Below are 26001 nucleotides of genomic sequence, written 5' to 3'. Positions count from 1 at the left end.
AACTCGACTGAAGATATGTCTCGCTACGAACCTCGGCACATTGAATCCAAATGGCAAACCTACTGGGATGAACACGAAACGTTCGTGACCTCAAATGAACCGAATGACGCCAGTCAGGGGAAAATGTATGTGCTCGACATGTTCCCGTATCCCTCTGGATCGGGGCTGCATGTTGGACACCCGGAAGGCTACACCGCCACAGACATCGTTTGCCGCTTCAATCGGATGAAGGGCAAGCACGTTCTGCATCCGATGGGATGGGACGCGTTTGGCCTCCCTGCAGAACAGCACGCCATCAACACCGGGACACATCCACGAGTCACAACGTACGAGAACATCGACAACTTTCGTCGCCAGTTGAAGATGCTGGGTTTCAGCTACGACTGGAGCCGAGAGATCTCCACCACGGACGAAGACTACTACCGCTGGACGCAGTGGATTTTCCTTCAGCTTTACGATACCTGGTACGATCCGGAGATGACCTGGACAGACCAGAACGGAACCAAACGCACCGGCCGTGGTCGACCGATTTCAGAACTGCCCATCCCGGAAGATGTTTCCGAGAAAGGCGAACAGTCGGTTCGTGATTACCAGGACCAGCATCGCCTCGCCTATCAAAGCAACGCTCCGGTCAACTGGTGTCCCGCACTCGGAACCGTCCTCGCGAATGAAGAAGTCACCGCCGAAGGTCTGAGTGATCGCGGCGGACATCCCGTCGAACGTCGAGCCCTTCGACAATGGATGCTACGCATCACCGCGTACGCAGAGCGTCTGATTGATGATTTGGAGGACCTCGACTGGTCCGAATCGATCAAGATTCTGCAGCGGAACTGGATCGGGAAAAGCGTTGGCGCAGAGGTCGACTTCTTCGTTGAACTCCCTTCGAATTCCGAATCGGCATCGTCCGCGACATTTGATGATTGGAAATCCGCGCGAAAGAATTCCGGTCTCCCACAAACTCCCGAAGGCAATGTGTTGCGGGTCTACACAACCCGTCCGGACACACTCTTCGGAGCAACCTATATGGTCATCGCTCCCGAACATCAACTCGTGGACACGATTGTCACCGACGACAAGCGTTCCGAAGTCGAAGAGTATCGACGACGTTCCGCATTGAAGAGCGATCTCGACCGCACAGATCTCGCCAAAGAAAAGACCGGAGTCTTCACCGGGGCCTACGCGATCAATCCGGTCAATGGCGAGAAAACCCCGATCTGGATCGCTGACTACGTTCTCATCAGCTACGGAACCGGGGCCATCATGGCGGTCCCCGCCCACGACGAACGCGATCTCGAATTCGCTCAGACGTTCGACCTTCCGGTCATTGAAGTTGTCGATTCCGGCAGCGACGACGTCGAGAACATCGGCTTCACTGGTCAAGGCACCGCCATCAATTCCGGCGACTACAACGGAACTCCAACACAACAGTTCAAAGAGAAGATCACACAAGACCTGCAAGCTGCCGGTCTCGGAAAACAGGCGACCAACTATCGATTGCGCGACTGGCTCTTCTCCCGACAACGTTACTGGGGCGAGCCGTTTCCCATCTGGCACGAACTCGACGAAGAAGGCACTCCGACCGGAAACATCCGCACGGTCGACGAAAGCGAATTGCCTGTCACTCTGCCGGACATGGACGACTTCAAACCGAAAGGAACTCCGGACCCTCCTCTCAGCTGGGCTCCCGATGAGTGGCTCTATTCGGTCGCGGAAGATGGAACACGACTCAAACGCGAAACCAACAGCATGCCGCAATGGGCCGGTAGCTGCTGGTATTACCTCCGTTTCGCTGACAACAAAAACAACTCGAGCTTCATCGATCCGGAACTCGAAAAATACTGGCTGCCCGTCGACCTCTATATCGGTGGAGCCGAGCATGCCGTCCTGCACCTTCTCTACTCCCGCTTCTGGCACAAAGTCCTTTTCGATCGCGGATACGTTTCGTCGGTCGAGCCTTTCCAGAAGCTCGTGAATCAGGGAATGATCCTCGGGGAAAACAACGAGAAGATGTCCAAGTCGAAAGGCAACGTCATCAACCCCGACGATGTTGTCTGCGAATACGGAGCCGACTCGCTGAGACTGTACGAGATGTTCATGGGGCCACTGGAACAGGTGAAACCGTGGAGCATGAAAGGCGTCGAAGGAGTCTACCGATTCCTCGGACGTGTCTGGCGATTGGTCACTGATGAGCAATCCGATGACGTCAAACTGAGCCCGGCCGTTCAAGACGTCGCGATGAACGAAGAGCAGGAGAGAGTCCTGCACAAGACCATCAAAGGTGTCACTGAAGACATCGAAAAGCTCAGCTTCAATACCGCGATCAGCAAGATGATGGAGTTCACCAACTTCTTCACCGGACAGGAAGTGCGCCCGAAAGAAGCGATTCAGTCGCTCGTCCTTTTGCTGGCACCGTTTGCTCCTCACATCTCAGAAGAATTGTGGCAGCTTCTCGGACATTCCGAGTCGCTCACATACGCTCCCTGGCCATCCTTCGACGAATCGAAAATTGCGGAAGCTGAAATCGAAATCCCGGTTCAGGTCAACGGAAAAGTCAAAGCGAAGATTCGCATCCCCGCTGTAGCTGATCAGGCAGCGATGCAGAAGTCAGCCGAAACCAATGAACTTGTTCAGAAGCAACTCGAAGGGAAGCAGATCGTGAAAATCATCTGTGTCCCAAAACGAATGGTCAACTTTGTTGTCAAAGGATAGCCGGTTCGTAGCGGGAGGCGTCGCAAAAACTTGTGATTCCTCCCGCAATATTTTTGCAGCCTTAACGAATTACGGAGACAAACCGTACAGGAGAGTACGACCGTTTATGGCCATGAATCGCAGCATGGTGTAGGATCGACGAATGATGCATCGACCAACAACGACAACAGCGAAGCCCCTCCTGTCTCAAGTTTTGACTTGGGGGCTGCTCAGCTTGATGTTGTGTTTGTTGGGTTGTGAACGAGCTCAAACGTCAAGCGATCAGCTGATCGGAACCCCAATTGCCTCGTCGCAGCAGGATCAAACGGTCGTGGCAAAACCGGAAGTGCCGGCCACACGCCCCATTCGCCCCTTTGTCATTGCCGAACCGACACCTCCTTCAAATCAGTTCGGTGAACTCGATCTGTCGACGCTTGAAAGTGACTTGCTCGCAGCAGGCGCGCGGCAAAACGCCGCTGACGGAAATTACGTCGACGCTGTTCAACTGCAGTATTGGTCACATGCTCAAAGCGAAGAGTCCGAAGGGGCCTACAATCTCGCCTGCTACTACTCCCTCGCTGGAAACGTCGAAGCAAGTTTCTATTGGCTACTGGAGGCAGCAGAGAAGGAAGGCGTCGATGCGGAATGGACGAATCAGGATCCGGATCTGGCCCTCGTTCGAAACGACCCACGCTGGAACAAGGTTCAGCGATACCTGTCACAGTACGGAGAATACTGGAAGAGCAGCGGTCTCACTGAATATTCATTGATCCTCCCGTCGAACTATCAGCCTACTGAACCGATTCCCATTCTGATCGGACTGCACGGGATGGGGGGACGCGCCAAAAACTTCGTCAACACCGGCTATCAGCAACTCTCAGATGAAATGCAAATCGCCATCCTCGGCATCAGTGGACCCATTCCGCTTGGCCCGAGCAGCTTCGTCTGGGCTGAAGACCCGCAACTCGACGAAGCCAGGATTCGCAAGGCGCTGGAGAAAGTCAGCCAGAAGCTGAAAGCTGCTCCCGGTCAGCTTGTCCTGTTTGGATTTTCACAGGGAGCCATGGTCGCTGCTGAAATCGCAGCCAGACATCCGGATGAATTCTCCGGTGCTCTCATCATGTCTCCCGGAGGCAACAACGATCCCGCCACGCTTTCCGTTTCTCCTCAGGCGAAACACACTCAGCAGGGTTACATGGTCACGTGCGGAGCTCAGGAACTGTTGGGGAACATCGCAATCACCCGGTTCTACGCTCAGGACCTTGAGCGGCTGGGCGCACGAGTTGAAGCCATTGAGTATCCGGGAATGTCCGAACACCGGTTCCCACCGGATTTCGTCGAGAAGCTTCCACAATGGGTCGACTTCATCCTGGCGAGAAACGAACAGACCCCTTAACCCGCTTCGGCAGCTGCCTCGCCATATCTCTCGAAGGCGAAAACCGGGCGCAAGTTCTCCCGTCGCAGCGATAGAGCGACCGAATTCCGGCACCCATGTGTTTGCAGCCATGCATTCAAGCTGAATCAGCGGTGTGTCATCACGCGCTGAAGCCACTTGTTGTCATGTCGATTCACGAGGAGTCGAACCGATGGCGCAGTTCGCGACGAAATGGCAAAAACTGCTGATAAAACCGTATGGCACGGGACCTGCCTAGTCTCTGAGTGTCGTCACACAAGAGACACAGAACACTCAGCAGGGAAACAGGCTATGAAAACTCTCGTCCTCACCGCAACATTGATCACTGCCGTCACCGCCAGCGAAGGCTACGCTCAGTCTTTCGACGCAAAGAAGCTGTTCAATCAGCTGTCCAATTCTAAATCGAAAAGCTCCAACAACTTCTTCTCGAAGGTCAAATTCGGCACGCAACACAATCCTCCCAAGTGGACAGGACATCCGCCGAAGCATCAGCCAATCGATCCGCCGAAATTCGGACCACCCCACATTGAACCTCCAAAGTGCATCACTCCGCCGCCAAGAATTATTCCACCACCAGTCACAATCGGGCCACCGCCGAGAATCATTCCTCCACCAATTTGCATTACCCCTCCACCGCGGATCATTCCTCCGCCGGTCTGCATCACTCCTCCACCACATATCAACCCGCCGCCACATATCATCCCGCCACCCGCTTGCATTACACCCCCTCCAGTCGTCGGACCTCCAAAATGTGTGATTCGCCCTTGCCCACCTCCGAACCCCGTATGCGTTATTCGACCTTGCGAGCCACACCATCCGGTCTGCACTATCCGCCCCGTTGAAACGGTTTGTGTCGAAAAGAAACCTTGCGGATGCGACCACGATTGCCATTGCGCAACTCCCTGCCAATGCCACCCAAGCCCCGGCCAACCAGCAGTACCTGCTTCGCCACTCGTGGAATTGACTGACGTTTACTCAGGCCAGGAGATTGCACTTGAAGGAGCCGGCTTTGGAGCGACTCCGGGCTCGATCGTTCTTCGAATCGGAGGAATGTCGCTCGGGACTCAAGTCACTCGCTGGGAAGACGCAATCGCCACAGCACAACTCCCAACACTCCCAGTCACTGAGCCGGTCCAAGCTGAGCTCGTTGTGATGAGCCCAACCGGTGATGTGTTGAATACCCTTGGCGTTCGGTATGCCGCCAGTTCTCCGACAGCTCCAGATGCAAGTGCTCCAGCGACGACACCTGACTCAGTCGTCGTCAATCCTGGACAAGCAATTTCCATCGACGGTCAAATCGGAGCACAACAAGGAACCGTTCTGCTTGTCATCGGCGGAATGAAGCTGCAAGCCAATGTTGAAAACTGGACCACAGAGCAGACAACCGCTGTTCTGCCTTCGATTCAAATTTCGGAACCTGTCAACGGTGTCATTCAGATTCTGACAGCCGACCAAACTGTCGCGGACGAAATCGCTGTTGTCGTTGCACCAGCAACAGGCAAAACCGTCGCCTCCCGACAATAAAGCGTTCGGCTCAAACTCTTCACCACAGAGGAAAGTTCGAACGATAAAAAAACACGGCAAGCACCTCATCTGAAGTGCTTGCCGTGTTTGATTGTTTGTGTTCAGAGGTCAGTGCGAATGGGCCTCGAACGATTGCATCGGGTCAATCGAAAACTGACTTACCCGACACTTCCTTCCATCTGCAATTCAATCAGACGGTTCATCTCGACGGCATATTCCATCGGCAACTCTTTCACAAGCGGCTCAATGAAACCTGTCACGATCATCGCGGAAGCTTCTGCTTCGGTCAGCCCTCGGCTCATCAGATACAGAAGCTGCTCTTCGGCAATCTTCGAAACTGAGGCTTCGTGCTCCATCGCGACGTCATCTTCCTCAACTTCGATGTAAGGATACGTGTCGCTTCGGCTTTCGGAATCCAAAATCAAAGCGTCACAGACGACATTGCTCTTACAGTCAGTCGCCCCTTTTTCCACCTTCGCGAGTCCGCGGTAGCTGCTTCGTCCGCCATCTTTACTAATCGACTTCGAAATGATTCGACTCGAAGTATGCGGAGCACAGTGGACCATTTTTGCCCCAGCGTCCTGATGCTGTCCTTCGCTCGCAAAAGCGATGGAAAGGGTTTCGCCACGAGCTCCGGGCTCCATCAGATAAATCGCCGGATACTTCATCGTCAGCTTGGAGCCGAGGTTTCCGTCGATCCATTCCATCAGGGCGTCGCCGTAGGCCATCGCCCGCTTGGTCACAAGGTTGTAGACGTTATTCGACCAGTTCTGAATGGTGGTATAACGACATCGCCCCTTGCGTTTGACGACAATTTCAACGACAGCTGAGTGCAATGAATCGGAACTGTAAGTCGGAGCAGTACACCCTTCGACGTAGTGGACGTTGGCACCCTCATCAACAATGATCAGGGTCCGCTCGAACTGTCCCATATTTTGGGTATTGATCCGGAAATACGCCTGCAGCGGGAAGTCAATGTTGACTCCGGGCGGAACGTAGATGAACGATCCACCGGACCACACAGCACTATTCAATGCAGCGAATTTGTTGTCGCTTGGCGGAATGATTGTCCCGAAGTACTGCCGGAAGATTTCCGGATGGTCACGCAGTGCGGAGTCGGTGTCTGTGAACAGGACTCCCTGCTTTTCGAGGTCTTCCTGAAGCGATCCGTAGACCACTTCTGACTCATACTGAGCCTTCACACCGGAAAGATATTTCTTTTCCGCTTCGGGAATCCCGAGACGGTCATAAGTCTTCCGAATGTCTTCCGGAACGTCGTCCCAGGATTTTTCCTGACGATCGCTGGCACGCACGTAGTAGAAGATGTTCTGAAAGTCGATCCCCGACATATCGCCGCCCCAAGTGGGCATCGGTTTCGATTCGAAGATTTCGTAGGACTTCAAGCGGAAGTCCGTCATCCAGCCCGGCTCATTCTTCATCTCAGAGATCTGAGCAACGATCTTTGCGTTGAGACCTCTCTGAGAGGTGAATGCGTATTTGTCAGTCGGATCGTGAAACCCGTATTGATAATCCCCGATCGAGACATCGGCTTTGCCGTCGTTGCCAAGATCTGAGTCAAGTGTATCTGTCGTCGCCATGGTGCCGTCTCCGATTGAAAGTCGGGATTGCTGATAAGGAAGTACGAGGTGGGCTAATCACCCAAATCGCGGGTCGCGAATCCAGTCGCTCTGCACTGTTCCCGAAAATCCGCTCGGGAAGCGAGGGGTTTCGAAAGAAACATCTGTACTAGACAGAAGTCGTTTCTTCCTGAGCTGCGTCCTCTTCTGCAGCGGCCTCTGGATGCCGCTCGCGAACACCTGCGTAACCGTTGTTATGCAGATCATGAGCGAGCGAGGCATCGCCCGTTTCCACAATTCGCCCCGCAAGCATCACGTGTGTAAACTGAGGAACGTTATACTCCAGAAGCCGTTCGTGGTGAGTAATAATCAAGACCCCCATATGCGGTCCGGACAATTTGCTCAAGCCTTCGCTGACAACCCGGACAGCATCGCTGTCGAGTCCGGAATCTGTTTCGTCGAGAATTGCGAACTTCGGCTTCAACATGGCCAGCTGGAGAATCTCCATCCGCTTCTTTTCACCACCGGAGAACCCGTCGTTCAGGTATCGCCGTGCGAACTCAGCGTCGATGTTCAACTCCTGCATTGTGCTACGGAGTTCCGTCCGGAATTCCCGCATCGGCATCAGCTCTTCGCCTTCTTTCCGATCGGGGTTACGGACGTTACTGATGGCATGTCGAAGGAAATCTGCAACCTTCACGCCGGGAATTGTGACTGGATATTGAAACGCGAGGAACATTCCCAGACGCGCTCGCTCCGCTGGATCGAGGTCGAGAACATCTGTCCCGTCGATCGAGATTGAACCGCTGGTGATTTCGTATTTCGGATGTCCCACGAGTGCGTACGCCAGCGTGCTTTTTCCGGACCCGTTTGGTCCCATCAATGCATGAATCTCTCCCTGGCGGATCTCAAGATTCACGCCTTTCAGGATTTCGGTTTCCCCGACAGAAACATGCAGGTCTTCGATTTTCAACAAGCTGGACATGGTTTCGCAATCACAAATCTAATTAAACAAAAGTCGACAAGTCGACGAATCAGGCAAGGACAATTTCCGGCTCTTTGACGTATCCGGAATGGTGAGGAACAGGCAGTGAGTCTTCTGCACCTCGGGTGATTTTCTTCATTCGAATCTTGTCCTGGATTCGCATCACTCCCTCCAGAAGTGCCTCAGGACGGGGAGGGCACCCTGGAACATAAACATCAACAGGGACGACCAGATCGACGCCCTTCACAACGTGGTATCCATACTTGAAGTAAGGACCACCACCGACGGTACACGCCCCCATGGCGATGACATATTTGGGATCGGGCATTTGCTCGTAGAGGCGACGCACACGGCTGGCCATTTTGTGCGTCACTGTTCCGGCGACAATCATCAGGTCTGCCTGACGTGGAGTCGCCCGAAACGCTCCCGCTCCGAAACGGTCGATGTCGTAACGACTCGCTCCGGTTGCCATCATTTCAATCGCACAACACGCCAATCCGAACGTCATTGGCCACACACTGGACTGCTTCGCCCAGTTCATCGCCTGTTCCAGACTCGTCGTGATGACGTTCTCTTCGAATCGACCTTCGATCCATGTCATTGTACGGTATCCTTAATGATCGGAAGCATTGAATAAGGTGCAGGTCAAAAACCAGAATTACAAAACGCCCTCAAGTTCATTACTAGCCCGTCGTTCCGACGAACACAACTCTCGGGGCTGATCTCTCAAAACTGGTGACTCAAAAACTCCAGGGCGGGCGGAATTGTCGACGGATAACCCGTCAGTTGCAAGCCGGTCCAAACCCTTTGCTGGACCGAACCCTTCCTCAACACTTCATCACGCTTAACCACTCTCTCCGACTTGGAATTCACAACATCGATGGCCATCCAATCGACAGGACGACAACTCGACCGGAACTCCCAGCAACTCTGAAAAGACTGACTGTTCAAGATCGCAAATCGACGAATCTTCCTCAGCCAGTTCATGATACGGACAATTGTATTCTCGCAGGATGGGCAAGCCGTCCGGCTCACTGTTGCTGGCGAATTCAATTTCGAATCCCTGCTCAGTCAAGTGACTGGTCAGCAACTGCAACCTGCTCGCCAGGCTGTTTCCATCCCGACATGCTCCAAACCGCTCGACCAACGAATCTTTCACACCATTCAGGACGCTCTTCCGGACATTCTCGTCCGAAATCTGCATAATCTGCTTCCAGAGAATGGCAGCGATCTCCGCATGATCGTCACCCAACTCCTTAAGTCCTGCCGCAGTCAGGTGATACGCATAGCTCGGCCGACCGCGTTCCTGACGTGACAACTCGCGATCAACCAAACCCGCAGCCTGAAACCTCATCAGCTTCTGGCGAACCGCAGTCGCTGTGATCCCGATCGAATCACACAAACTCTGAATCGTGGCAGGCGACTGTCGCTGCAACACGCTCAGAAATTCATGATCTGTCTGGTCACGTGTCATGATTGCGGAATTGGTCAAAGAGCCGGGAACCTAGGTCCCAAGTATACGCGATTTCACACTTTTGACAACAAAGACTGTCAAAAAGATTTCCAGTCTCAGATTCGGTAACTTTCCGCCCGAAGTGAGACAGCTAAGAATTGCGATTTCACACGACCATGCTGCAACAGACATCACATTGACGACACGTAGTCCCGTCACACCCGAAGAGACTCTTCGGCAGGACTTGCCTCCAATCGCGAGGACGCCGTTCCCATCGACGAACCGATCTATTGCGCGACACACCGAACTCATAGAATTGGCGACGCAAATCATACAGAGTGATTCTCCAATCACAGCAAGAGGTAGCCATGGATCGGCGTCAATTCCTTCTCCTCACATCGAGCGGTCTCTCCATCTGGACTTATGGCTGCCGCGGATCACAAAAAGCCACCGTTCTGACTGATATGGATGCCGATGCTGTCGGTTCCCATGAAGCAGGTGCGGAAACGTGGAAACCACTCATCGATGAGGCAGTCGGCCGATTGATGGGGCGCCAGGTCCAAGAAATCCAACAGGCATCCATGAACGGAATGCCGACCGGAAAGAAACGTATCTGCTTCGTTGGCGTTGAGAATCGCAGCTCCGAAGAGATTGGAGACTTCAAGGAGCAAATCTTCGAACACATCGACACGATGCTGTCGCAGTCAGAATTGTACAGCTCAATCAGCCGAAGATACGTCGAGGCAGGGCTCCGCGAAACACGACTTCGTCCCGACGATCTCTTCCTCCCCGACAATCAACAGCTGTACTTGAGTGTCATGCAGAAACTCAATCAACCGTTCGATTATCTCCTTTTTGCCAAACTGACTTCCGGAACAACTCGGGATAACAAGAAGTATCAACGCGATTATCTGCTCACGCTGGAGATGGTCGACATCAACACCGGAGAGTTCACGAAAGAGTCAGCTAACCTCCGAAAACTCTACTCGAAGAGTCACTTTTAAATTAGTTTCTGATTTGGTGTGGACTCACTCGCACGAGCAAACTCAGCCTTTGACCTGATGGAAAGATTCAAGCGAGTGCACAGGAAAGAGCAATTTGCTCGAGTTCGCGTCCGGCGATCAGCAACAGACAGAAAGAGTTCGCGCCGAGATCAACGGGAAGCAAGGGAGGGCGATCCCTGCATTGCATTGATCGACAAGAGCATTCGATGATATTTCAAACATGAAGAACTCACGCATGCTTGCCCACGAAATGTCCGTGTCCAACTTTCGAAGCGTCGCACGGCAGGTGCTGATCGTCTGCATTCTGCTGGCCGGATGCTCCCACCGCGCGCGACAGGCCCAGAGTTTTCGAGAAGAGTTCTATTCAGGCGACCTCGTTCAATCGCAAGCGAGGCTGCAGACGCTCATCGACGAGAAACGAAAAGATTCCGACGCGTTGACTCTCGACAAAGCGATGATTCAACTCACCGCAGGCAACACTCATGAAGCTGAACAGCTTCTTCGAGGAGTCCGCGACCGGCTCGATCACCTCGAACAACGCGACGCAAGAGAACTCGTGCGATCGATGATTCGGGACGACAACGAAATCGCGTGGGCTGGGAGTGATTACGAACGTATTCTCATTCGCGCGATGCTGGCGATCACCAATCTGATGCACGGCGGAGATGACGCAACCGCATACGCGCTTCAGGTTACGGAGAAACAAAACGACGTCATCGCCCGAATTGAAAACTCAAGACGACTCGACGAAGAAGAAGTCGCGGAAGAGCTTCACTTCCGAAGACTGGCTCTCGGCCCTTACGTTCACGCAGCCCTGTTGGAAGAACGGCACCTCGATTACGACGATATCGAACGCTCGCGGCTGAAGGTGGCAAACTGGGAAACAGATTTCCGCGATGCTCAGATTGACCTCGCCCGCGCCCGGGAAGGCAAACACTCCGAGCGAGGCAACGGCGTCTTGTACGTCTTCTGTTTAGTTGGCCGCGGTCCGCAGAAAGTGGAAGCTGTTGAAGTTCCCTCGACCGCTGCCATGTTGATCGCCGACCGAATTCTCAACGAATTCACAGAACAGGAAATCACTCCGACGATTGCCCCGATCAAAGTTCCCGTTGTGATTCCGGGGCGCTCACTGATCGAGAACGTTCAGGTCTCCGTCGGGAACGAAGTGCTTGGCACAACAGCCACACTGAGCAACATCAGCGAATTCGCCGTGGAGCAAGCTGCCGCCGAACACCCGGATGTCGTCGCACGAGCGGTTGTCCGAAGGACTCTCAAAAAGGCGGCGATCTATGCTGCCAAAGACAGCCTGGGCGCAGAAAACTCGGGGCTTGCCGACTTCGCCCTGACTGCGGCAGGTGTCGCCTGGGAAGCAACAGAGCAAGCCGACACACGCAGCTGGACACTTCTTCCCGACCAAATTCAAGTGCTTCGTGCGGAATTACCCGCAGGTCTAAGGGAAATCACTATTACGCCACAAATCCTCCCAAATCAGGTCGCGTCACGTGCCCCGTCAGTGAGTACAATCGTCGAGATCCATGACGGACGAAACACTTACGTTCTGGTGACAATTCCAGATACTCAAGTCATCGGCGAAGTTCTCACCAGTTCAGACCAATCGCTACTCACTCTTGAATCGGTTGGAGAGTCATCGTCGGCCGTTATGGATCGGTAAATTATGACAATGGCAGGTTGATCCTCTCCTGCTGTGAGTTTCCGATCTAAAGTTCGTCGCGAGCCAGTTCCGACGCGGTCAAGTGAGAGATCATGTCGACTGTCGTGTTTGCTCTCGGTGTTGAACGAAAACACTCAACAGTATGCGACGAGAGCGATCGACCTTCCGATTTCCAGAACGCGCGGGTGCACTATGACTCATGGACAAGCGACGACGATCACGAACCAAACAACAGACAGAGAAGAAATCTTCCACCGAAGATGACAAGTTGTTTGAACAACTCAATCAAGACATCGAAGGGCTTGAACGATTGCAGGTGATGCAGCTCCAATTGATTCGCGAAATTCGCAACCAGCTGCAACACGTCAGTCTTCGTCACTGATCAGCATACATCAATGCCCGGCATTCATCACTGAATCTGTCACGAATCCGTGCGCGCAGCTTCTTTCATCAATCTTGAAGTTCATTCAACTTCTCGATCACTTCGTCGACGTGGCCTTTCACTTTCACCTTGGGCCAGATTTCGACGAGAGTTCCCTGTTTGTCGATGAGAAAGGTTGCGCGCTGAATCCCAAAATAGGTTTTGCCATAGTTCTTTTTCTCGACCCAAACACCGTACTTTTCAGCAATCGAGTGGTCTTCGTCCGCGAGAAGCTGGAAGGGTAATTCATGCTTGGCGGCAAACTTTTCGTGCGAGGCAATGCTGTCTCCGCTAATTCCGAGCACAACGGTGTCACTGTCTTGAACGCGGGCAATCTGGTCACGAAAGTCGCAAGCTTCCTGCGTGCAGCCGGGAGTATTGTCACGAGGATAGAAATAGAGAACGACGTTCTTGTCTCCTCGAAACTGGCTGAGACGAACCTTGCCTGAGGGAATCGCTGGAAGCGTGAACGCGGGAGCTTTTTTACCAACCTGTGGAAGCGGCATCGTTTCTGGTCCTGAGTAAGAAGTAGGAATGCTTGAACCCGTTTTGTATGCGAAGAGACGGGTCTTTCAAGAACAGTTCTTTGGGGTCGACGTTCACAGAAGCTGTTGACGAATTCCGAACGTGATCGGCAGCGATCGTACCAAGTCCTTGTCGTGGATTGTCTCAGCCTGTATCTTCCGACAACGATCAAATGCTATCGATATGTAATTCGCGTCCATCGCGAGAATGAAGGATACCTTGATGCAGGCTCGGAATTCCCGAATTGGATTGATCCTTTTCTGGATCTATCTCATCTTTTATGTCATCTTCGTGCTGCTCAATGCGTTTCGTCCAGAAACGATGCGAGCCACACCGATTGAGGGAATCAACCTGGCCGTCCTTTACGGCTTTGCATTGATCCTGTCCGCATTCTTACTCGCGATTCTTTACGGCCTGCTTTGTCGCTCCGAACCTCAAAAGGAAGAGGAGGGGCAAGGATGATTTACGAACCATCAACAATCGCGGTCGTGGCGTTTCTCGCCTTCGTCGGCGGAACCATGGGTTTAAGTTTCTATCTCGCCGGTCGAGCCAAATCGTCCGCCGGATACTTCGCTGCTCACGGTCAAATCCCCTGGTTCATCAATGGGGTCGCCTTTGCCGGCGACTACCTCTCCGCAGCCTCGTTCCTCGGAATTTGCGGGATGATTGCCTTTTACGGGTACGACGGATTCCTGTATTCGATCGGCTTTCTGGCCGGGTGGATCGTGGCGTTGTTCGTCGTGGCGGAACCACTCAAACGGATGGGAAAATACACCTTCGCCGACGCACTCGACTCGACCTTTCAGTCCCGTGGAATCCAATGTGTCGTCGGGATCAGCACGCTGATCGTCAGTATCTTCTATCTCATTCCACAAATGGTCGGCGCGGGCGTTTTGATTCAACCGTTGCTGGGACTTCCCCACTGGGTCGGTGTTGTCCTCGTCGGTGCAGCAGTGGTCGCCATCGTCGTTTCGGCCGGAATGGTGTCGACAACGTATGTTCAATTCCTCAAAGGCTCACTCCTCGTGCTGTTCAGCCTGATCCTCGTAATCATGATTCTGGCGAAAGGCTTGAATGTCGAAGAAGGAGGAATGGATGGTTACAAGTTTCAAACCATTGGCCCCATCACAGAAGCGGAACTAAAGTCTGCCGAATCCGAATCACACACTCTGCCCGGAGTCTCGGGAACGATTCTGCCAGCAGATGGAGAATGGGCTGAAAAACCGTACGTCCGAGTCGAACAACCGGATGGCGGACAAAAGATTTTCAGCATCAAGAAGGATTCGGAAGATGCTTCGAAAGTCTTCCTCGTTGAAGGTCAAACTGTCACCTCAACACCGGACGGACAGTTGCTCGTCAACGGTCTCCCCAAAGGCTCTGAAAAAGGGGAACCCGAATTGCATCCGGTCGGCTACATCAGCCGCCTTCCTGATGATGAAACATCCACCGGAGCACTGGGACCAGTTTCGTTCTTTCAGAAATTTCACGGCAGCGAAGTCATTCTGTGGGGCAAAACAACTGTCGCGGAAGAAAACGGCGACGTGACCACAATCTACTATCAGAAACCAACCTCCGGCAGCGAAGTTCTGATGCCCGGAAATCACCCCAAGTTTGCAGGGATTCGTGGCGATAAGTTCGTCGAGAAACTGAACTTCATCTCGCTCATGCTCGCATTGTTCTGCGGAACAGCATCACTGCCACATATCCTGATTCGCTACTACACGGTGAAAGATGGAGAGAGTGCCCGGAAGAGTACCATTGTCGGAATTGGCGCGATCGGGTTCTTCTACATTCTGACTCTCTATCTCGGCCTGGGAGCGATGGTCAGTGGAGCGATGGATGTGACCGACTCAAACATGGCCGCTCCTCTTCTCGCGAAAAGCATGAACGTCTGGCTCTTCGCGATCATCTCAGCGATTGCCTTCACCACCGTCCTCGGAACCGTCTCCGGATTGATTCTCGCTTCGGCGGGTGCAGTCACGAGGGACTTGCTGATGAACGTTGGCCAAGTCGATCTGAACGACTCTCAACAAGTGCGCGTTGCGAAAATCACATCCGTCGTCGTGGGTGTGATTGCAATCGTTCTTGGAATTCTCTTCGAGGGGCTGAACGTCGGCTACCTCGTCGGGTGGGCGTTCAGTATCGCTGCCTCCGCGAACCTGCCATCTCTGGTGATGCTGTTGTTCTGGAACAAGACCACGAAAGAAGGCGTGATCGCAGCTGTGAGTGTCGGGATGGTGTCTTCACTCGGTTGGATTCTCTTAAGCGGAGACACGTTCGACGCTGTCTACAAAATTCCCGGGCACCTGGGTTACGTCCCGTTCAGCCAACCCGGAATTGTGACGATTCCACTCGGATTCCTGACGCTGGTCGGAGTGTCATTGCTCACGCAGCCAAAAGCCTCAGAGACTCCCGAACCGAATCCCGCGTAACACTTTGTTGCATCACTTCTCGATGAACTTCCCAGCAAGGACAGTGCGCCATCGCTGCTAAGCTGTGAATGCTATGCCGTTGTCGCTGGGTGAGTTCACGTCGAAATCGCGAGAAGTTGATGGCCCAGCATTCGAGTTAGAACGTCGTCAAACACCTCGCGGCTGGCTGATTTCGTTTTTCGCTGCGCAGCCTTCACTGTCGCCGGTCCCGTTCGCGATAACAACTCGATGAATTCAACCCAGCTGGCCGACAACGACATCGATGTGACTCGCTCGTCCGTCGAAACAAACAGCACGGTTCGCTCCCCGTGAGAGGATCGGCAATTCGGTTTCGACGCTGACCAGACGAACGTCGGATTGAGATGCAGGACTGTCTTGTCGCTCCAATTCTGAGTTCTGCAATCAACAGAGCAGTCAGCAGCGATTGCTTGAAACCTTCGGAAGGCAAGTCGTTTCTGAATGATCAGCTGCTCAGTAGATCGCCGGAGGTTCGCTTTTTCCGTTGAGGAATGGCGATCTTCGTTAAACATGGCTGAGTCGCGAACCCATTGAAGAAAACTTTCCAGGTCTCGTTGGCCCCACGTTTTCGCACTGTGGGGAACATCATGCAGATAGCTCGCGATGACATCTTCAATCGCATCACAATCGACAGCATTGCAATCGTCATTTCCCAACGACAAGGATGTTGCCAACTCGCCGCTTGAACAATCTTCGGTTGCTTGTTCGCTCACCTGACTGGCCTGATTGAGTTCAGTTCGGTTGTGATTTCGCGAGTTCGCGAGGACCAGCTCAAAAAATTCTCTCAAGGAGCATTCCCTGAATTTTGAGCCGATTCGGAATGAAGAGAAAGGGAATGAATGCGAGTCTGACCGACGTGACTTCTTCGGTTTCTTCGGGGCGAGAACCATAGCGACAAGTTTCCGATCTACTGTGAGCTGCATCGTCCCTCATCGAAGACGACAGCATTGGCTGTCTTTTCAATGGTTCGCAGACGAATTGCAGCTGCAGGGATCACCAGTCAACCGTCGTGAGGTGGCTTGAAAGATGGGACAGGAACAACTGGAAGGTGTGACGTGAATTGACGAACCGTAGACGGATTTCTTGAGAGAAATCCGCGAAAATTGGGTCCCCCGCTCCCCCCGAAGTCAGGGGACCCAAGCAGGCATCGCACGAAAAAGCTGATTGCTCAACCTTCCAATGCGATCTTGCTTCCGGCTCAGTTGTTGCTGCCGTGAGGCTGACGAACCTCTATCTCGCCAGGGAAGGAATGTTGAAGGATTGCTCTCAACACTCCACGCTCAATAGAGCGGAAATCAGATGATCACCGAACTGAACCGATGACAGGTTTCGCAAGTCCTGTACCGATGCTCATGATTGGGTGATCTTTCCGGATTGATTCTGATTCTTTTCAATTGAAACGCAGGCGATTTTCGTCAAAGGCGTTTCCGACTGGAGTGGATCCTCCTGTCAACTTGCGCATTCATTTTGATATCACCGCCACGAATTGACGACAAAACGTTATGAAAGGTTGACAGGCCGTTGCACTCCTTGAATGGGACATTGCCTTTTGATACGGTCCTGTTCATCCAGAGTAACCCACCAGATGCCAAATCTGTTCGTCGGAAAAGTTCCGAAATATCTGGAAAATTGAGAATTCCTCAACAGACGAAGCGCTACCGCATTTGCGAAATCGTCTGAAGCCAAGCGTGGCGGCTTTCGGCCTCGATATCGAAACAGCAGAGAGTATTCGAAATGTACAATGTGACGCTGATTCCCGGTGACGGTGTTGGTCCAGAGATCACCGAAGCAACACGAAAGTGTATTGAAGCCACAGGCGTGAAAATCGACTGGGATTTTCAAGAATGTGGGATTGAAGTCATTGAGCGTGAAGGAAAAGTCCCGGATCGCGTGATGGATTCTGTGCGGAAGAATGGAATTGCTCTGAAAGCACCGATCACCACACCGATCGGAAAAGGGTTCCGCAGCGTTAACGTCTTTCTGCGACAGGAATTGAACCTCTTCGCCTGTGTTCGTCCATGCAAGACTTACAAGGGCGTTCGAACTTATTTCGAGGACTCCAACGTCGACCTCGTTCTGATTCGTGAAAACTCAGAAGACCTTTACGCAGGTGTCGAATTCCAGGCTGGCGACGACAAAACCGCCAAGCTAATTGGGCAAATCAATGAATTTGCGACGGGAAAGAAGATCAACACACGAGAAGACACGACCGGAATCAGCATCAAGCCGATTTCTTACGAAGGGACTCGGCGAATTGCAGATTTCGCGTTCGATTATTCGGTCAAACAGGAGCGAAAATCACTGACGTCGGTCTGCAAAGCCAACATCATGAAGTTCACCGACGGTCTCTGGTACGACGAAACCCGAGCTGTTGCTCTCGCTTACGGGGCGAAATTCGAATGGGAAGAACTCGCTGACGGTGCCGCTCCTGATCCGGAACTGGTCGGAAAAGTTTCCGATGCCAGCAATGTCAGCTACATGGAACGGCTCATTGATAACATGTGCATGCAGCTTGTCCAAAAACCGGAACTGTACGATGTCATCCTGACGCAAAACCTGTACGGGGACATTCTGAGCGACCTGTGCGCCGGACTCGTCGGCGGACTGGGAGTTGCCCCCGGAGCAAACATCGGGACAGAAGCCTCCATCTTCGAAGCCACTCACGGAAGTGCTCCGAAATACAAAGGACAGAACCGCGTCAATCCTGTCGCTCTGATCCTTTCCGGAAAGATGATGCTCGATCACCTCGGAGAACGAGAAGCTGCTGCGAAACTCGATCGGGCGGTCGCTGCTGTCATCGAAGAAGGCAAAGACGTCACCTACGACATGAAAGCCGATCGAAACGACCCAACTGCCGTCGGCACTCAGGATATGGCAGAAGCCATCTGTGCGAAGATGCGAGCAGAATAGAACTCGCCCGAAGCACACAATCTCAACAGGTTCAGTCAGCCTGACACAGAACCTGTCACTGTGTTTCAATTTCAGGAAAGCCGGAGCATCTCAGCTCCGGCTTTTTTTGTGGGAAGAGTGAATTTTTGATAAGGAACTCCACGAACTCGCAGTCAATCTGTCCGCTAGGTGGACCCAATCGCGTCGGTTCATACAATGTAGAAACGAGAGTCGGAGTTTGAGATTCAGGTGACTGCTTGCTCACTCAAAGAACATTCACTCCACCTCACTCATTAAACTCTCAGTAGAAGAACGTGCCGACAGAAACCCCAACCGGAGAGATTGAGGATTTGAGATGAAGAAGCTGCTTTTCGTTGTTATCACAGGAGCCTGTATTCTCTCAATCGGAGTTCCCGGCCAAGCGCAGGAAGAGAGAAAGCAAAACGCAATCGCGAAAGCGAAAGCCAAAGCAAAAGAGTTAGGACCGAAGACCGTCAAGCTGGGAGAAGGAGAACTCCTGCACGGCATTCCCGGCGAGGGAGACCTGAAGCTTCGAGAGATTCGGAAGTGGCTCACAGAACCGGAACTTCACCGAGTTATCGAACCTGTCCTTCCGCTCGGGCTTGCAGCCGGAGCGTCGCAGATTAAAGGTCTGGACAGAAACCCTCTGACACAGGCCAAAATCGAACTCGGCCGCCAGCTTTACTTCGATCCCCGATTGTCTGCTGACACGACAATCAGCTGCGCCACCTGCCATCATCCGGACGAAGGTTACGGACGATTTACAAAGTTCGGCGTCGGCATCGGAGGACAGGAAGGGAACCGAAATTCCCCAGTGAGCTACAACCGAATTCTGTCGGACCTCCAGTTCTGGGACGGCCGCGCAGCCTCACTCGAAGAACAAGCCGTTGGACCGATTGCCAACCCGATCGAAATGGGAAACACCCACGAAGCCGCTGTCGGATCGATCAAGAACATCCCCGGATACGTCTTGCAGTTCCGTGCTGTCTTCGGTGGAAAAGGCAAGAACGCAGTCAACATCGAAAACGTCGCTGACGCTCTCGCTTCCTTCGAAAGAACACTCGTCACCGGACCAGCCGCATACGATTTCAGCGAAGAGATGAAACGATTCGCTCAACTCGATCCCGAAGACCTTGAAGATCTGATCGACTCAAGCGAAGAGTTTGCAAAGCAGTACGAGTTTGCGAAACAGGGAGCCGAATCCAATCCGATGTCAGAAAGTGCTCTCCGCGGACAGGAGCTGTTTTTCAGTGAACGCGTCAACTGCGCAGCGTGTCACGTGGGAGCAAACCTCGCCGACGAGAAGTATCACAATCTCGGAATCGGAATGGATGCCGAAGACCCTGACGTCGGACGATACGCAGTGACGAAAGACGAGAAAGACTGGGGCGCCTTCAAAACGCCAACCGTTCGAAACGTCGTCCACTCTGCTCCTTACATGCACGACGGAAGTCTGGACACACTGATGGATGTTGTTGAGCACTACAACAAGGGCGGAACGCCCAACAAGAATCTCAGCGACAAGATCGTGAAGCTCAATCTGACCGAGCAGGAAAAGCTCGACCTCGTCGCTTTCATGGAAGCACTCACCGGTTCATTTCCAGAAGTCGAAGACGAACGTCTTCCAGCTGATCCGCAAGAGTAAACCTCGTCCAGCGTGAGTTCGTCCCACGTGAGACAGCTTTCAACAAACACCCCGCCAGAAATTCTGACGGGGTGTTTTTGTTTGCGCCGGTTCTCTCAACGTTCCGAATTACGGAAGCTGACTGAGAACATGAAGATGGTTTCGAGCATGTTGTGAAACCGTTGTCAGTCGCTCCCAAGCAAAAGAAACAGGTTTTAGACTTCGAACTCTTCTCCGTTTTCGCGATAGACAACCTTATAAAGATCGCGGCGCCTGTCGTTCCAGTTTTGAACGCTGCCACTTTCTTTGTGGCGTCGCAGCTGTTCGACATCGACGTCTTCAATGATCATCGTTTCGATGTTCGCATTGCATTCAGCAACGATTCCGTCGCGTGCGAATTCTGCGTCCGCGGGAGTGAAGATGGCAGACTGTGCGTAGTGTAAGTCGGAGTTCTCGACAAACGGGAGGTTTCCGGTGCATCCAGACACAGCAACGTAAACATGATTCTCGATACAGCGAGCCATCGCGCAGTTCCGGACCCTTAAATATCCTTGCCGGGTGTCGGTATTGAAAGGCACGAAAATGATCTTCGCCCCCTTCTGGGCGGCGATTCTGACAAGCTCCGGGAACTCAATGTCATAGCACACGAGAATCGCGATTCGTCCACAGTCCGTATCGAAAGTGCTCACACTTCGTCCGGGTGTCACTCCCCACCACTTGCGTTCGCTGGGCGTGATGTGAATCTTCTCCTGCTTGCCAATCGATCCATCCCGTCGAAACAGATAGGCGACATTGAAGAGCGATTCATCTTCCACGACGAAGTGCGATCCCCCGATGACATTGATGTCGTACTTCACCGCCATCTCAGTGAAAAAATCGAGATATTGAGGTGTGAACTCCGCCAGTTTTCGGGCTGCGCTTCCGGGCCGATCCTGATGGACGCATGACAGAAGTTGTGTCGTAAACAGTTCAGGAAAGACGACAAAGTCCGACTTGTACTCGCTGGCGGTGTCGATAAAGAATTCGCACTGTGTTTCGAACTCCGAAAACACTGAGATCGTTCTCATCTGATACTGAACAACCGCGAGCCGAATCGGTTCCGTGGTGTGTCCGTAACGGCGTCGGGCCCCGCGCTGATAGTCGAGATTGCGCCAATCGAGGGATGTCGCAAAACCACGACTCGCTTCATCCGTCGGAAAGTAGTCCGGAATCAATCCGTTTAACGCAAACCCATTGGAAAGTTGAGCCGTCAACACGGGATCGTAAAGAGTTTTGTCGACAACCTTCTCAACGTACTCTCGAGCAGAAATTCGGTCAGCGTGTTGACCGTAACCGGGGATTCGGCCAGCGATAACGATCCTCTCGAGATTCTTCTCTCGGCACAGCTCTTTGCGAGCATCATAAAGCCGCCGGGAGAGCTTCATCCCGCGAAACTCCGGGTGAACCATCATCTCAATCCCGTAGAGCGTATCTCCTTTGGGATTATGATTTCGGATGTAACCGTTGTCAGCAACCTTCTTCCAGTCATGCCAGGGGAGTTCCGGATCGTAATCCAGAATCAAGCTGCTGCACGAGGCAGCCAGTTTTCCTTCAATCTCGATACAAAGCTGACCTTGTGGGAATAGATGAATCTGGCTCTCGATCTGGCTCTTTTCCCACGGCTGCATCCCCTTGAAACAGAGCTTCTGCATTTCGACAAGGGCATCGAAGTCTTCGATCGCCAGCCTTCTGAGAACGGTCTTCCACTCAAACTCCGCGAGATCAATCGTTTCCATAATTTGCTTTCAATACCAGATCACTGGTCGCTCACACGTCGGAACATCGGTCAGCCGGCAATCAACATGACTTCCGGCCTCACTCATCTCTAACCTGCAAGCTTTTGCTGCAGACGATTCCGAGCTCCACCGACGCGTGTGACAAATTTTATCACGCCAATGCGGGAAAGCTATCATCAAGCTTCCCAAACGGATCGCTTGAAACGCCTCATCGCCGCTTGAGAATGCTTCCAGCCAACTTGTTTCAGCTTGGTAAAGCGTTATTGTGAAGCACTGACGTAACCGTTCTCGCGCGATGTTCCATCCAATTCTGTTTGTTTCAAAGATTGATGTACTGCCAGAAGTATCTGTGATGTCTTCACTTGGACTCGATTCGCCCGAACTCACTGAGACCAATCGTGCCTATCAGGAAGCGATTGATTTCTTGCTGAGTCGCATCAACTATGAGTCTCGACCCGATCTGGCGACATCGATGGCGGACTTTCCACTCGCCCGAATGGATCGTTTACTCACCCTTCTTGGAAACCCTCAAACCGCTCAGCCGGTCGTTCACATCGCAGGGTCGAAAGGGAAGGGGTCCACAGCCATCATGGTGGCCCGTATCCTTGAGGCGGCCGGTCACCGAGTCGGGCTGTTTACCTCACCACATGCACACAAGTACGAAGAACGGATCACCGTTAACGGCGTTCCAGCTTCTCGTCAGGAAATCGTGCAGATTGTCGAGCGTCTGAAACCGATTTGCCAGCAGATGGACAGCGAGTCCAAACGCGGCCCCTCCTTCTTCGAACTGACGACGGCGGCGGGATGGCTGCATTTCCAAGAGAAACAAACTTCCGTCGCTGTCGTGGAAGTGGGACTCGGTGGACGACTCGACTCGACAAACGTTTGCAATCCGGAAGTGGCTGTCATCGCGAGCATCAGCAAGGACCACACGCGGCTGCTCGGAGACACGTTGGAGAAAATCGCAAGAGAAAAAGCGGGAATCATCAAAGACCGAGTCCCTGTTGTGAGTGGTGTCACCGCTGCCGGTCCCGCTGAAGTGATTGAGTCAATCGCCCAAAGCCATCAGTCCAAACTGCTGCGACTCGATCGAGAATTGATCGTCACCAATGCAAGCCCTTCCGGCCCAACTCCGTCTCCGTGGACGTTCGACCTTGAAGTCGAAGACCTTTCACTCAAAGAGCTGACTCTCGGTATGCCGGGAGAACACCAGGTTCGCAATGCCGCACTGGCCGTCGCAACTGTTCGACAGCTCGACCCGGATCGCTTCAAGGTGTCCAGTGAGCATCTTCGACAAGGACTGCGATCGGCTGTGCTCCCAATGAGAGTTCAGACGCTGTCAACGTCGCCGACATTCATCCTCGATTCCGCCCACAATCCGGCATCCATTCAAGCGCTTTGCGACACATTGAGCTCAGGGACGTATCAAAAGCGAATTTGCCTTTTCTCCGCTTCGAAAGACAAAGACGTCAAGGAACTGCTCGTCATCCTTTCAAAGAACTTCGACCAGTTTATCCTCACCGCGTACCAGTCGAATCCTCGAGCCGTTCCGATCGATGAACTCGCCCACATTGCCGAGAATACTGAGGGCTGTCGCTTCGAAACTGCCGCCGATCCAGCAGCTGCCGTGTCGCGCGGAATGGAAATCTCAGGCAGTGACGACTTGCTGTGCGCCACCGGTTCCTTCTTCTTTGCAGCAGAAGTCGAAGACGTTGTTCAGAATCTCAAAGCAAACAGCGAAACAGAGCAGGGTTAGACAACAAAGAGATCCGCCGAGCGCGTTAAATTGGCGACTGCGGTCTAACGTGCTTCATCGTGAAGTCGATAATCTTCGATCTTCTTGTGCAACGTGTTCCGATTGATTCCAAGCTTGGACGCTGTTTTCGTTTGAGTCCCCTGACAGCTTCTGAGGACTTGCAGAATCAACTCCCGCTCGACGAGCCCCATCACTGCTTCATGCGAAGCTCCGTCTTCCGCGACTTCTGAGAGTCCGCGAGAGACCAGTTCGGCACACAACGACTGAAGTTCCGTTCGCACCCGCCCGAAGCGAACCGGTGCCTCTCCTCGAACATGAGAAGGAAGCAACTCTGCCGAAATTTCATCGCCGTCTGCAAGAACGATCGCCCGCTCGATGTAGTTTTGCAGTTCGCGAACGTTCCCGGGCCAGAGATAGGCTTTCAAATAAGAGAGCGCTTCACTCGTCACCGATGCAATGATTCGCTGATTTTCAATCGCGTACCTGTTCACAAAGAATCGAACAAGGTCGGGAATGTCTTCTCGCCGATCGCGGAGAGCGGGAACATAAATCGGAAGAACGTTCAACCGATAGTAAAGGTCTTCCCGAAATGACTCCTTTTCGACCATCTCAGCCAGATCGCGGTTGGTCGCTGCGATGATCCGACAATCGACGGAGATCGTCTTGGAATCGCCAACGCGTTCGAACTCTTGCTCCTGCAGCACACGCAACAGTTTGACCTGAAGCGTGGGACTCACAGAATTGATTTCGTCGAGAAAGATCGTCCCGCCGTGAGAAGCTTCGAAACGTCCGGTGCGATTTTCGATGGCGTTGGTGAAGGCCCCCTTGATGTGCCCGAAGAGCTCGCTTTCCAACAAACTCTCACTCAACGCTCCGCAGTTCACTCGGACAAACGGTCCTGTCGAACGCGGACTCTGCTCGTGAACAGCTCTTGCAACGAGTTCTTTTCCCGTCCCTGTCTCACCCAAAAGCAGGACAGTCGCGGAGCTGTTCGCGATCTTGCGGATGTGCCGAAAGAGCTCGCGCATTCTATCACAGGATCCGATGAAACCATCGAACGGTGGAGAATCGTCGTGATCAGAATCCATTGCTGACAATACTGGAAGAGTGAAATGCTTCAGAGAGGAAGATGTTGCGAGCTGCACGCATTATAGGCATCCAATTCTGATTCCGCATGCAGTGAAACTCCTCTCAAACAAAAAACTCGAAAAAAACGCGCCCAGCCCCGGATTCTGCTTAGGAAGCGCGCTGCTTGCTCGATTTCGTTGCCCGAGGAGACAAGTCCACTCAGTGCGTCATCGCATAGAAAATGATGTTAATGCCCAGAGGGTAAGCCCGCTTTTCAGAGAATTCGTGGAAGTACCATTCGTCTTCCCCTTCACGCTCCCAGCCATCGCCCAAATCTGTATTGTGACAGATTATGACCATTAAACGTCCCTCGTCATCGAAGATCCCGCGATAGTGTGGCTCGCGAGCATCGTCACGTTCCCAGGTGATGCCGTATACACGACCACGCTGGGCAACATTGATCGAGGGAACCTGCGGCTTCTCCTTGAGTTCGTAGACCGCGTTAAAGACAGGATGCTCCAGCGGAATATCGACTGGCTCACGGTCCGGGAAGACGCGTTTGATCTCAGTGTAGAAGTTGTACCACTCGAACTCCCCCCAAAAGTCGTCGAACATGGCGAATCCACCGTTCTCCAGATAGCGACGAAACGCCTCGATCTCAGCCTCGCTGAAATTCAATCCGCCGCCCCATCCCCCTCTTCCACGGCCGCCAGGCTCGCAAAAGTAGACGAACGGATAATTGAACAAGGCCGGGTCCGTCAGCTCGAGAACAATTGGATCGGGATTAACCTTCAGGGACGTCAACTGCTGAAGCCGGAACGACATATTTAAGTCGCTGTCCGGATAATCAGTCCGCCATTGCCCGTCTCCTCCTCCACGCGAGTTGTACATGATGCGCACAAACGTGAAGACATCTTCCGGAAACTCTTCGTCGCGTTCCCAGTCGGGCACGCCGTTGCGGTCGATATAGAATCGCGTTCCGCCCGGTTCCATGGATTGCGAAAACTGCATCCGATTGCGGCGACCGCCCCGAAACTGGGCCTCGCAGTCGTTCTCAAGAATCCCCAGGCAGACAAAGAGGCCAACAAGGAACCACGCTGTGTGAGCAGATCCAACAGGTGATTGCTGCCAGGACTTCCCAGGCAAACGCATTGG

General features: G+C 53.0%; 20 protein-coding genes. 11 read left to right on the top strand and 9 right to left on the bottom strand.

Annotated elements, in window-relative coordinates:
- Positions 1-15: 15 nt before the first annotated feature.
- The 3 genes from leuS to KOR42_RS26445 all read left to right on the top strand — a co-directional run bounded on the left by leuS (position 16) and on the right by KOR42_RS26445 (position 5626).
- The gene (gene leuS / locus KOR42_RS04755) at positions 16-2709 is read left to right on the top strand and encodes a leucine--tRNA ligase (RefSeq protein WP_146507467.1); all 2694 of its coding nucleotides are present in this window, start codon (positions 16-18) and stop codon (positions 2707-2709) included.
- A gap of 142 nt (positions 2710-2851) precedes the next feature.
- Positions 2852-4084 carry an alpha/beta hydrolase gene (locus KOR42_RS04750; RefSeq protein ID WP_146507465.1) on the top strand — a complete coding sequence of 411 codons (1233 nt, stop codon included), beginning with the start codon at positions 2852-2854 and terminating at the stop codon, positions 4082-4084.
- A 309-nt stretch (positions 4085-4393) separates the two neighbouring features.
- Entirely contained in the window at positions 4394-5626 is a 1233-nt protein-coding gene (locus KOR42_RS26445; RefSeq protein WP_197440867.1) for a hypothetical protein, read from the top strand.
- A 158-nt stretch (positions 5627-5784) separates the two neighbouring features.
- On the opposite strand, the gene sufB is transcribed toward KOR42_RS26445, so the two are convergent.
- The 4 genes from sufB to KOR42_RS04720 all read right to left on the bottom strand — a co-directional run bounded on the left by sufB (position 5785) and on the right by KOR42_RS04720 (position 9662).
- Positions 5785-7224, bottom strand: a complete 1440-nt coding sequence (gene sufB / locus KOR42_RS04735; RefSeq protein WP_146507458.1) for a Fe-S cluster assembly protein SufB — start codon at positions 7222-7224, stop codon at positions 5785-5787.
- A 148-nt stretch (positions 7225-7372) separates the two neighbouring features.
- Positions 7373-8188: a Fe-S cluster assembly ATPase SufC gene (gene sufC / locus KOR42_RS04730; protein WP_146507456.1), complete on the bottom strand. Its 816-nt coding sequence runs from the start codon at positions 8186-8188 to the stop codon at positions 7373-7375.
- 49 nt (positions 8189-8237) lie between these two features.
- Complete coding sequence (locus KOR42_RS04725; protein ID WP_146507454.1) at positions 8238-8789, bottom strand: NADH-quinone oxidoreductase subunit B; 552 nt, start codon at positions 8787-8789, stop codon at positions 8238-8240.
- 243 nt (positions 8790-9032) lie between these two features.
- Positions 9033-9662, bottom strand: coding sequence for a helix-turn-helix transcriptional regulator (locus KOR42_RS04720; RefSeq protein ID WP_146507452.1), 630 nt, complete (start codon positions 9660-9662; stop codon positions 9033-9035).
- 347 nt (positions 9663-10009) lie between these two features.
- On the opposite strand from KOR42_RS04720, the gene KOR42_RS04715 reads away from it, so the two are divergent.
- From KOR42_RS04715 to KOR42_RS04705, 3 genes are all read left to right on the top strand, one after another.
- Positions 10010-10645 (top strand): penicillin-binding protein activator LpoB, encoded by a 636-nt coding sequence (locus tag KOR42_RS04715; RefSeq protein ID WP_146507450.1) that lies wholly within the window; start codon positions 10010-10012, stop codon positions 10643-10645.
- 220 nt (positions 10646-10865) lie between these two features.
- A complete protein-coding gene (locus KOR42_RS04710) occupies positions 10866-12317 on the top strand; it encodes a hypothetical protein (protein ID WP_146507449.1) in 1452 nt (483 codons plus the stop codon).
- A gap of 199 nt (positions 12318-12516) precedes the next feature.
- Positions 12517-12699 carry a hypothetical protein gene (locus KOR42_RS04705; protein WP_146507447.1) on the top strand — a complete coding sequence of 61 codons (183 nt, stop codon included), beginning with the start codon at positions 12517-12519 and terminating at the stop codon, positions 12697-12699.
- 68 nt (positions 12700-12767) lie between these two features.
- Here the strand turns inward: KOR42_RS04705 and bcp are convergent, their stop codons facing one another.
- Entirely contained in the window at positions 12768-13244 is a 477-nt protein-coding gene (gene bcp, locus KOR42_RS04700; protein WP_146507446.1) for a thioredoxin-dependent thiol peroxidase, read from the bottom strand.
- A gap of 241 nt (positions 13245-13485) precedes the next feature.
- Here bcp and KOR42_RS04695 point away from each other — a divergent pair, with 241 nt between their 5' ends.
- Both KOR42_RS04695 and KOR42_RS04690 read left to right on the top strand, forming a co-directional pair.
- Positions 13486-13725, top strand: a complete 240-nt coding sequence (locus tag KOR42_RS04695; RefSeq protein WP_197440866.1) for a DUF485 domain-containing protein — start codon at positions 13486-13488, stop codon at positions 13723-13725.
- The gene (locus KOR42_RS04690; protein WP_146507444.1) at positions 13722-15695 is read left to right on the top strand and encodes a sodium/solute symporter; all 1974 of its coding nucleotides are present in this window, start codon (positions 13722-13724) and stop codon (positions 15693-15695) included. The genes KOR42_RS04695 and KOR42_RS04690 overlap by 4 nt, the downstream gene beginning before the upstream one ends.
- A 95-nt stretch (positions 15696-15790) precedes the next feature.
- On the opposite strand, the gene KOR42_RS04685 is transcribed toward KOR42_RS04690, so the two are convergent.
- Positions 15791-16501, bottom strand: a complete 711-nt coding sequence (locus KOR42_RS04685) for a hypothetical protein (RefSeq protein ID WP_146507443.1) — start codon at positions 16499-16501, stop codon at positions 15791-15793.
- Between the two features lie 946 nt (positions 16502-17447).
- Between KOR42_RS04685 and KOR42_RS04680 the strand changes: the two genes are divergently transcribed.
- Both KOR42_RS04680 and KOR42_RS04675 read left to right on the top strand, forming a co-directional pair.
- Entirely contained in the window at positions 17448-18623 is a 1176-nt protein-coding gene (locus tag KOR42_RS04680) for an isocitrate/isopropylmalate dehydrogenase family protein (protein ID WP_146507442.1), read from the top strand.
- Positions 18624-18957: 334 nt separating this feature from the next.
- Positions 18958-20268 (top strand): cytochrome-c peroxidase, encoded by a 1311-nt coding sequence (locus KOR42_RS04675; RefSeq protein ID WP_146507441.1) that lies wholly within the window; start codon positions 18958-18960, stop codon positions 20266-20268.
- A gap of 194 nt (positions 20269-20462) precedes the next feature.
- Here KOR42_RS04675 and KOR42_RS04670 read toward each other — a convergent pair whose 3' ends face one another.
- Entirely contained in the window at positions 20463-22022 is a 1560-nt protein-coding gene (locus KOR42_RS04670) for a carbon-nitrogen hydrolase family protein (RefSeq protein WP_146507440.1), read from the bottom strand.
- 352 nt (positions 22023-22374) lie between these two features.
- Between KOR42_RS04670 and KOR42_RS04665 the strand changes: the two genes are divergently transcribed.
- Positions 22375-23778 (top strand): bifunctional folylpolyglutamate synthase/dihydrofolate synthase, encoded by a 1404-nt coding sequence (locus tag KOR42_RS04665; protein WP_197440865.1) that lies wholly within the window; start codon positions 22375-22377, stop codon positions 23776-23778.
- Between the two features lie 44 nt (positions 23779-23822).
- Here KOR42_RS04665 and KOR42_RS04660 read toward each other — a convergent pair whose 3' ends face one another.
- On the bottom strand, positions 23823-24866 hold the full coding sequence (locus tag KOR42_RS04660) for a sigma-54 interaction domain-containing protein (RefSeq protein ID WP_146507438.1): 1044 nt from the start codon (positions 24864-24866) through the stop codon (positions 23823-23825).
- Positions 24867-25065: 199 nt separating this feature from the next.
- Complete coding sequence (locus KOR42_RS04655; RefSeq protein WP_231740646.1) at positions 25066-25998, bottom strand: DUF4159 domain-containing protein; 933 nt, start codon at positions 25996-25998, stop codon at positions 25066-25068.
- Positions 25999-26001 lie beyond the last annotated feature (3 nt).

This window comes from Thalassoglobus neptunius, assembly GCF_007859735.1.
Classification (GTDB): Bacteria; Planctomycetota; Planctomycetia; order Planctomycetales; family Planctomycetaceae; genus Thalassoglobus; species Thalassoglobus neptunius.
The sequence above is the reverse complement of the archived record's forward strand: the minus strand, read 5'-3'. Positions and strand labels throughout refer to the sequence as shown.

Coding starts and splice junctions, on each gene's coding strand:
- leuS (WP_146507467.1), top strand. CDS start 16: ATGTCTCGCTACGAACCTCGGCACATTGAATCCAAATGGCAAACCTAC.
- KOR42_RS04750 (WP_146507465.1), top strand. CDS start 2,852: ATGATGCATCGACCAACAACGACAACAGCGAAGCCCCTCCTGTCTCAA.
- KOR42_RS26445 (WP_197440867.1), top strand. CDS start 4,394: ATGAAAACTCTCGTCCTCACCGCAACATTGATCACTGCCGTCACCGCC.
- sufB (WP_146507458.1), bottom strand. CDS start 7,224: ATGGCGACGACAGATACACTTGACTCAGATCTTGGCAACGACGGCAAA.
- sufC (WP_146507456.1), bottom strand. CDS start 8,188: ATGTCCAGCTTGTTGAAAATCGAAGACCTGCATGTTTCTGTCGGGGAA.
- KOR42_RS04725 (WP_146507454.1), bottom strand. CDS start 8,789: ATGACATGGATCGAAGGTCGATTCGAAGAGAACGTCATCACGACGAGT.
- KOR42_RS04720 (WP_146507452.1), bottom strand. CDS start 9,662: ATGACACGTGACCAGACAGATCATGAATTTCTGAGCGTGTTGCAGCGA.
- KOR42_RS04715 (WP_146507450.1), top strand. CDS start 10,010: ATGGATCGGCGTCAATTCCTTCTCCTCACATCGAGCGGTCTCTCCATC.
- KOR42_RS04710 (WP_146507449.1), top strand. CDS start 10,866: ATGAAGAACTCACGCATGCTTGCCCACGAAATGTCCGTGTCCAACTTT.
- KOR42_RS04705 (WP_146507447.1), top strand. CDS start 12,517: ATGGACAAGCGACGACGATCACGAACCAAACAACAGACAGAGAAGAAA.
- bcp (WP_146507446.1), bottom strand. CDS start 13,244: ATGCCGCTTCCACAGGTTGGTAAAAAAGCTCCCGCGTTCACGCTTCCA.
- KOR42_RS04695 (WP_197440866.1), top strand. CDS start 13,486: ATGCAGGCTCGGAATTCCCGAATTGGATTGATCCTTTTCTGGATCTAT.
- KOR42_RS04690 (WP_146507444.1), top strand. CDS start 13,722: ATGATTTACGAACCATCAACAATCGCGGTCGTGGCGTTTCTCGCCTTC.
- KOR42_RS04680 (WP_146507442.1), top strand. CDS start 17,448: ATGTACAATGTGACGCTGATTCCCGGTGACGGTGTTGGTCCAGAGATC.
- KOR42_RS04675 (WP_146507441.1), top strand. CDS start 18,958: ATGAAGAAGCTGCTTTTCGTTGTTATCACAGGAGCCTGTATTCTCTCA.
- KOR42_RS04670 (WP_146507440.1), bottom strand. CDS start 22,022: ATGGAAACGATTGATCTCGCGGAGTTTGAGTGGAAGACCGTTCTCAGA.
- KOR42_RS04665 (WP_197440865.1), top strand. CDS start 22,375: ATGTCTTCACTTGGACTCGATTCGCCCGAACTCACTGAGACCAATCGT.
- KOR42_RS04660 (WP_146507438.1), bottom strand. CDS start 24,866: ATGGATTCTGATCACGACGATTCTCCACCGTTCGATGGTTTCATCGGA.
- KOR42_RS04655 (WP_231740646.1), bottom strand. CDS start 25,998: ATGCGTTTGCCTGGGAAGTCCTGGCAGCAATCACCTGTTGGATCTGCT.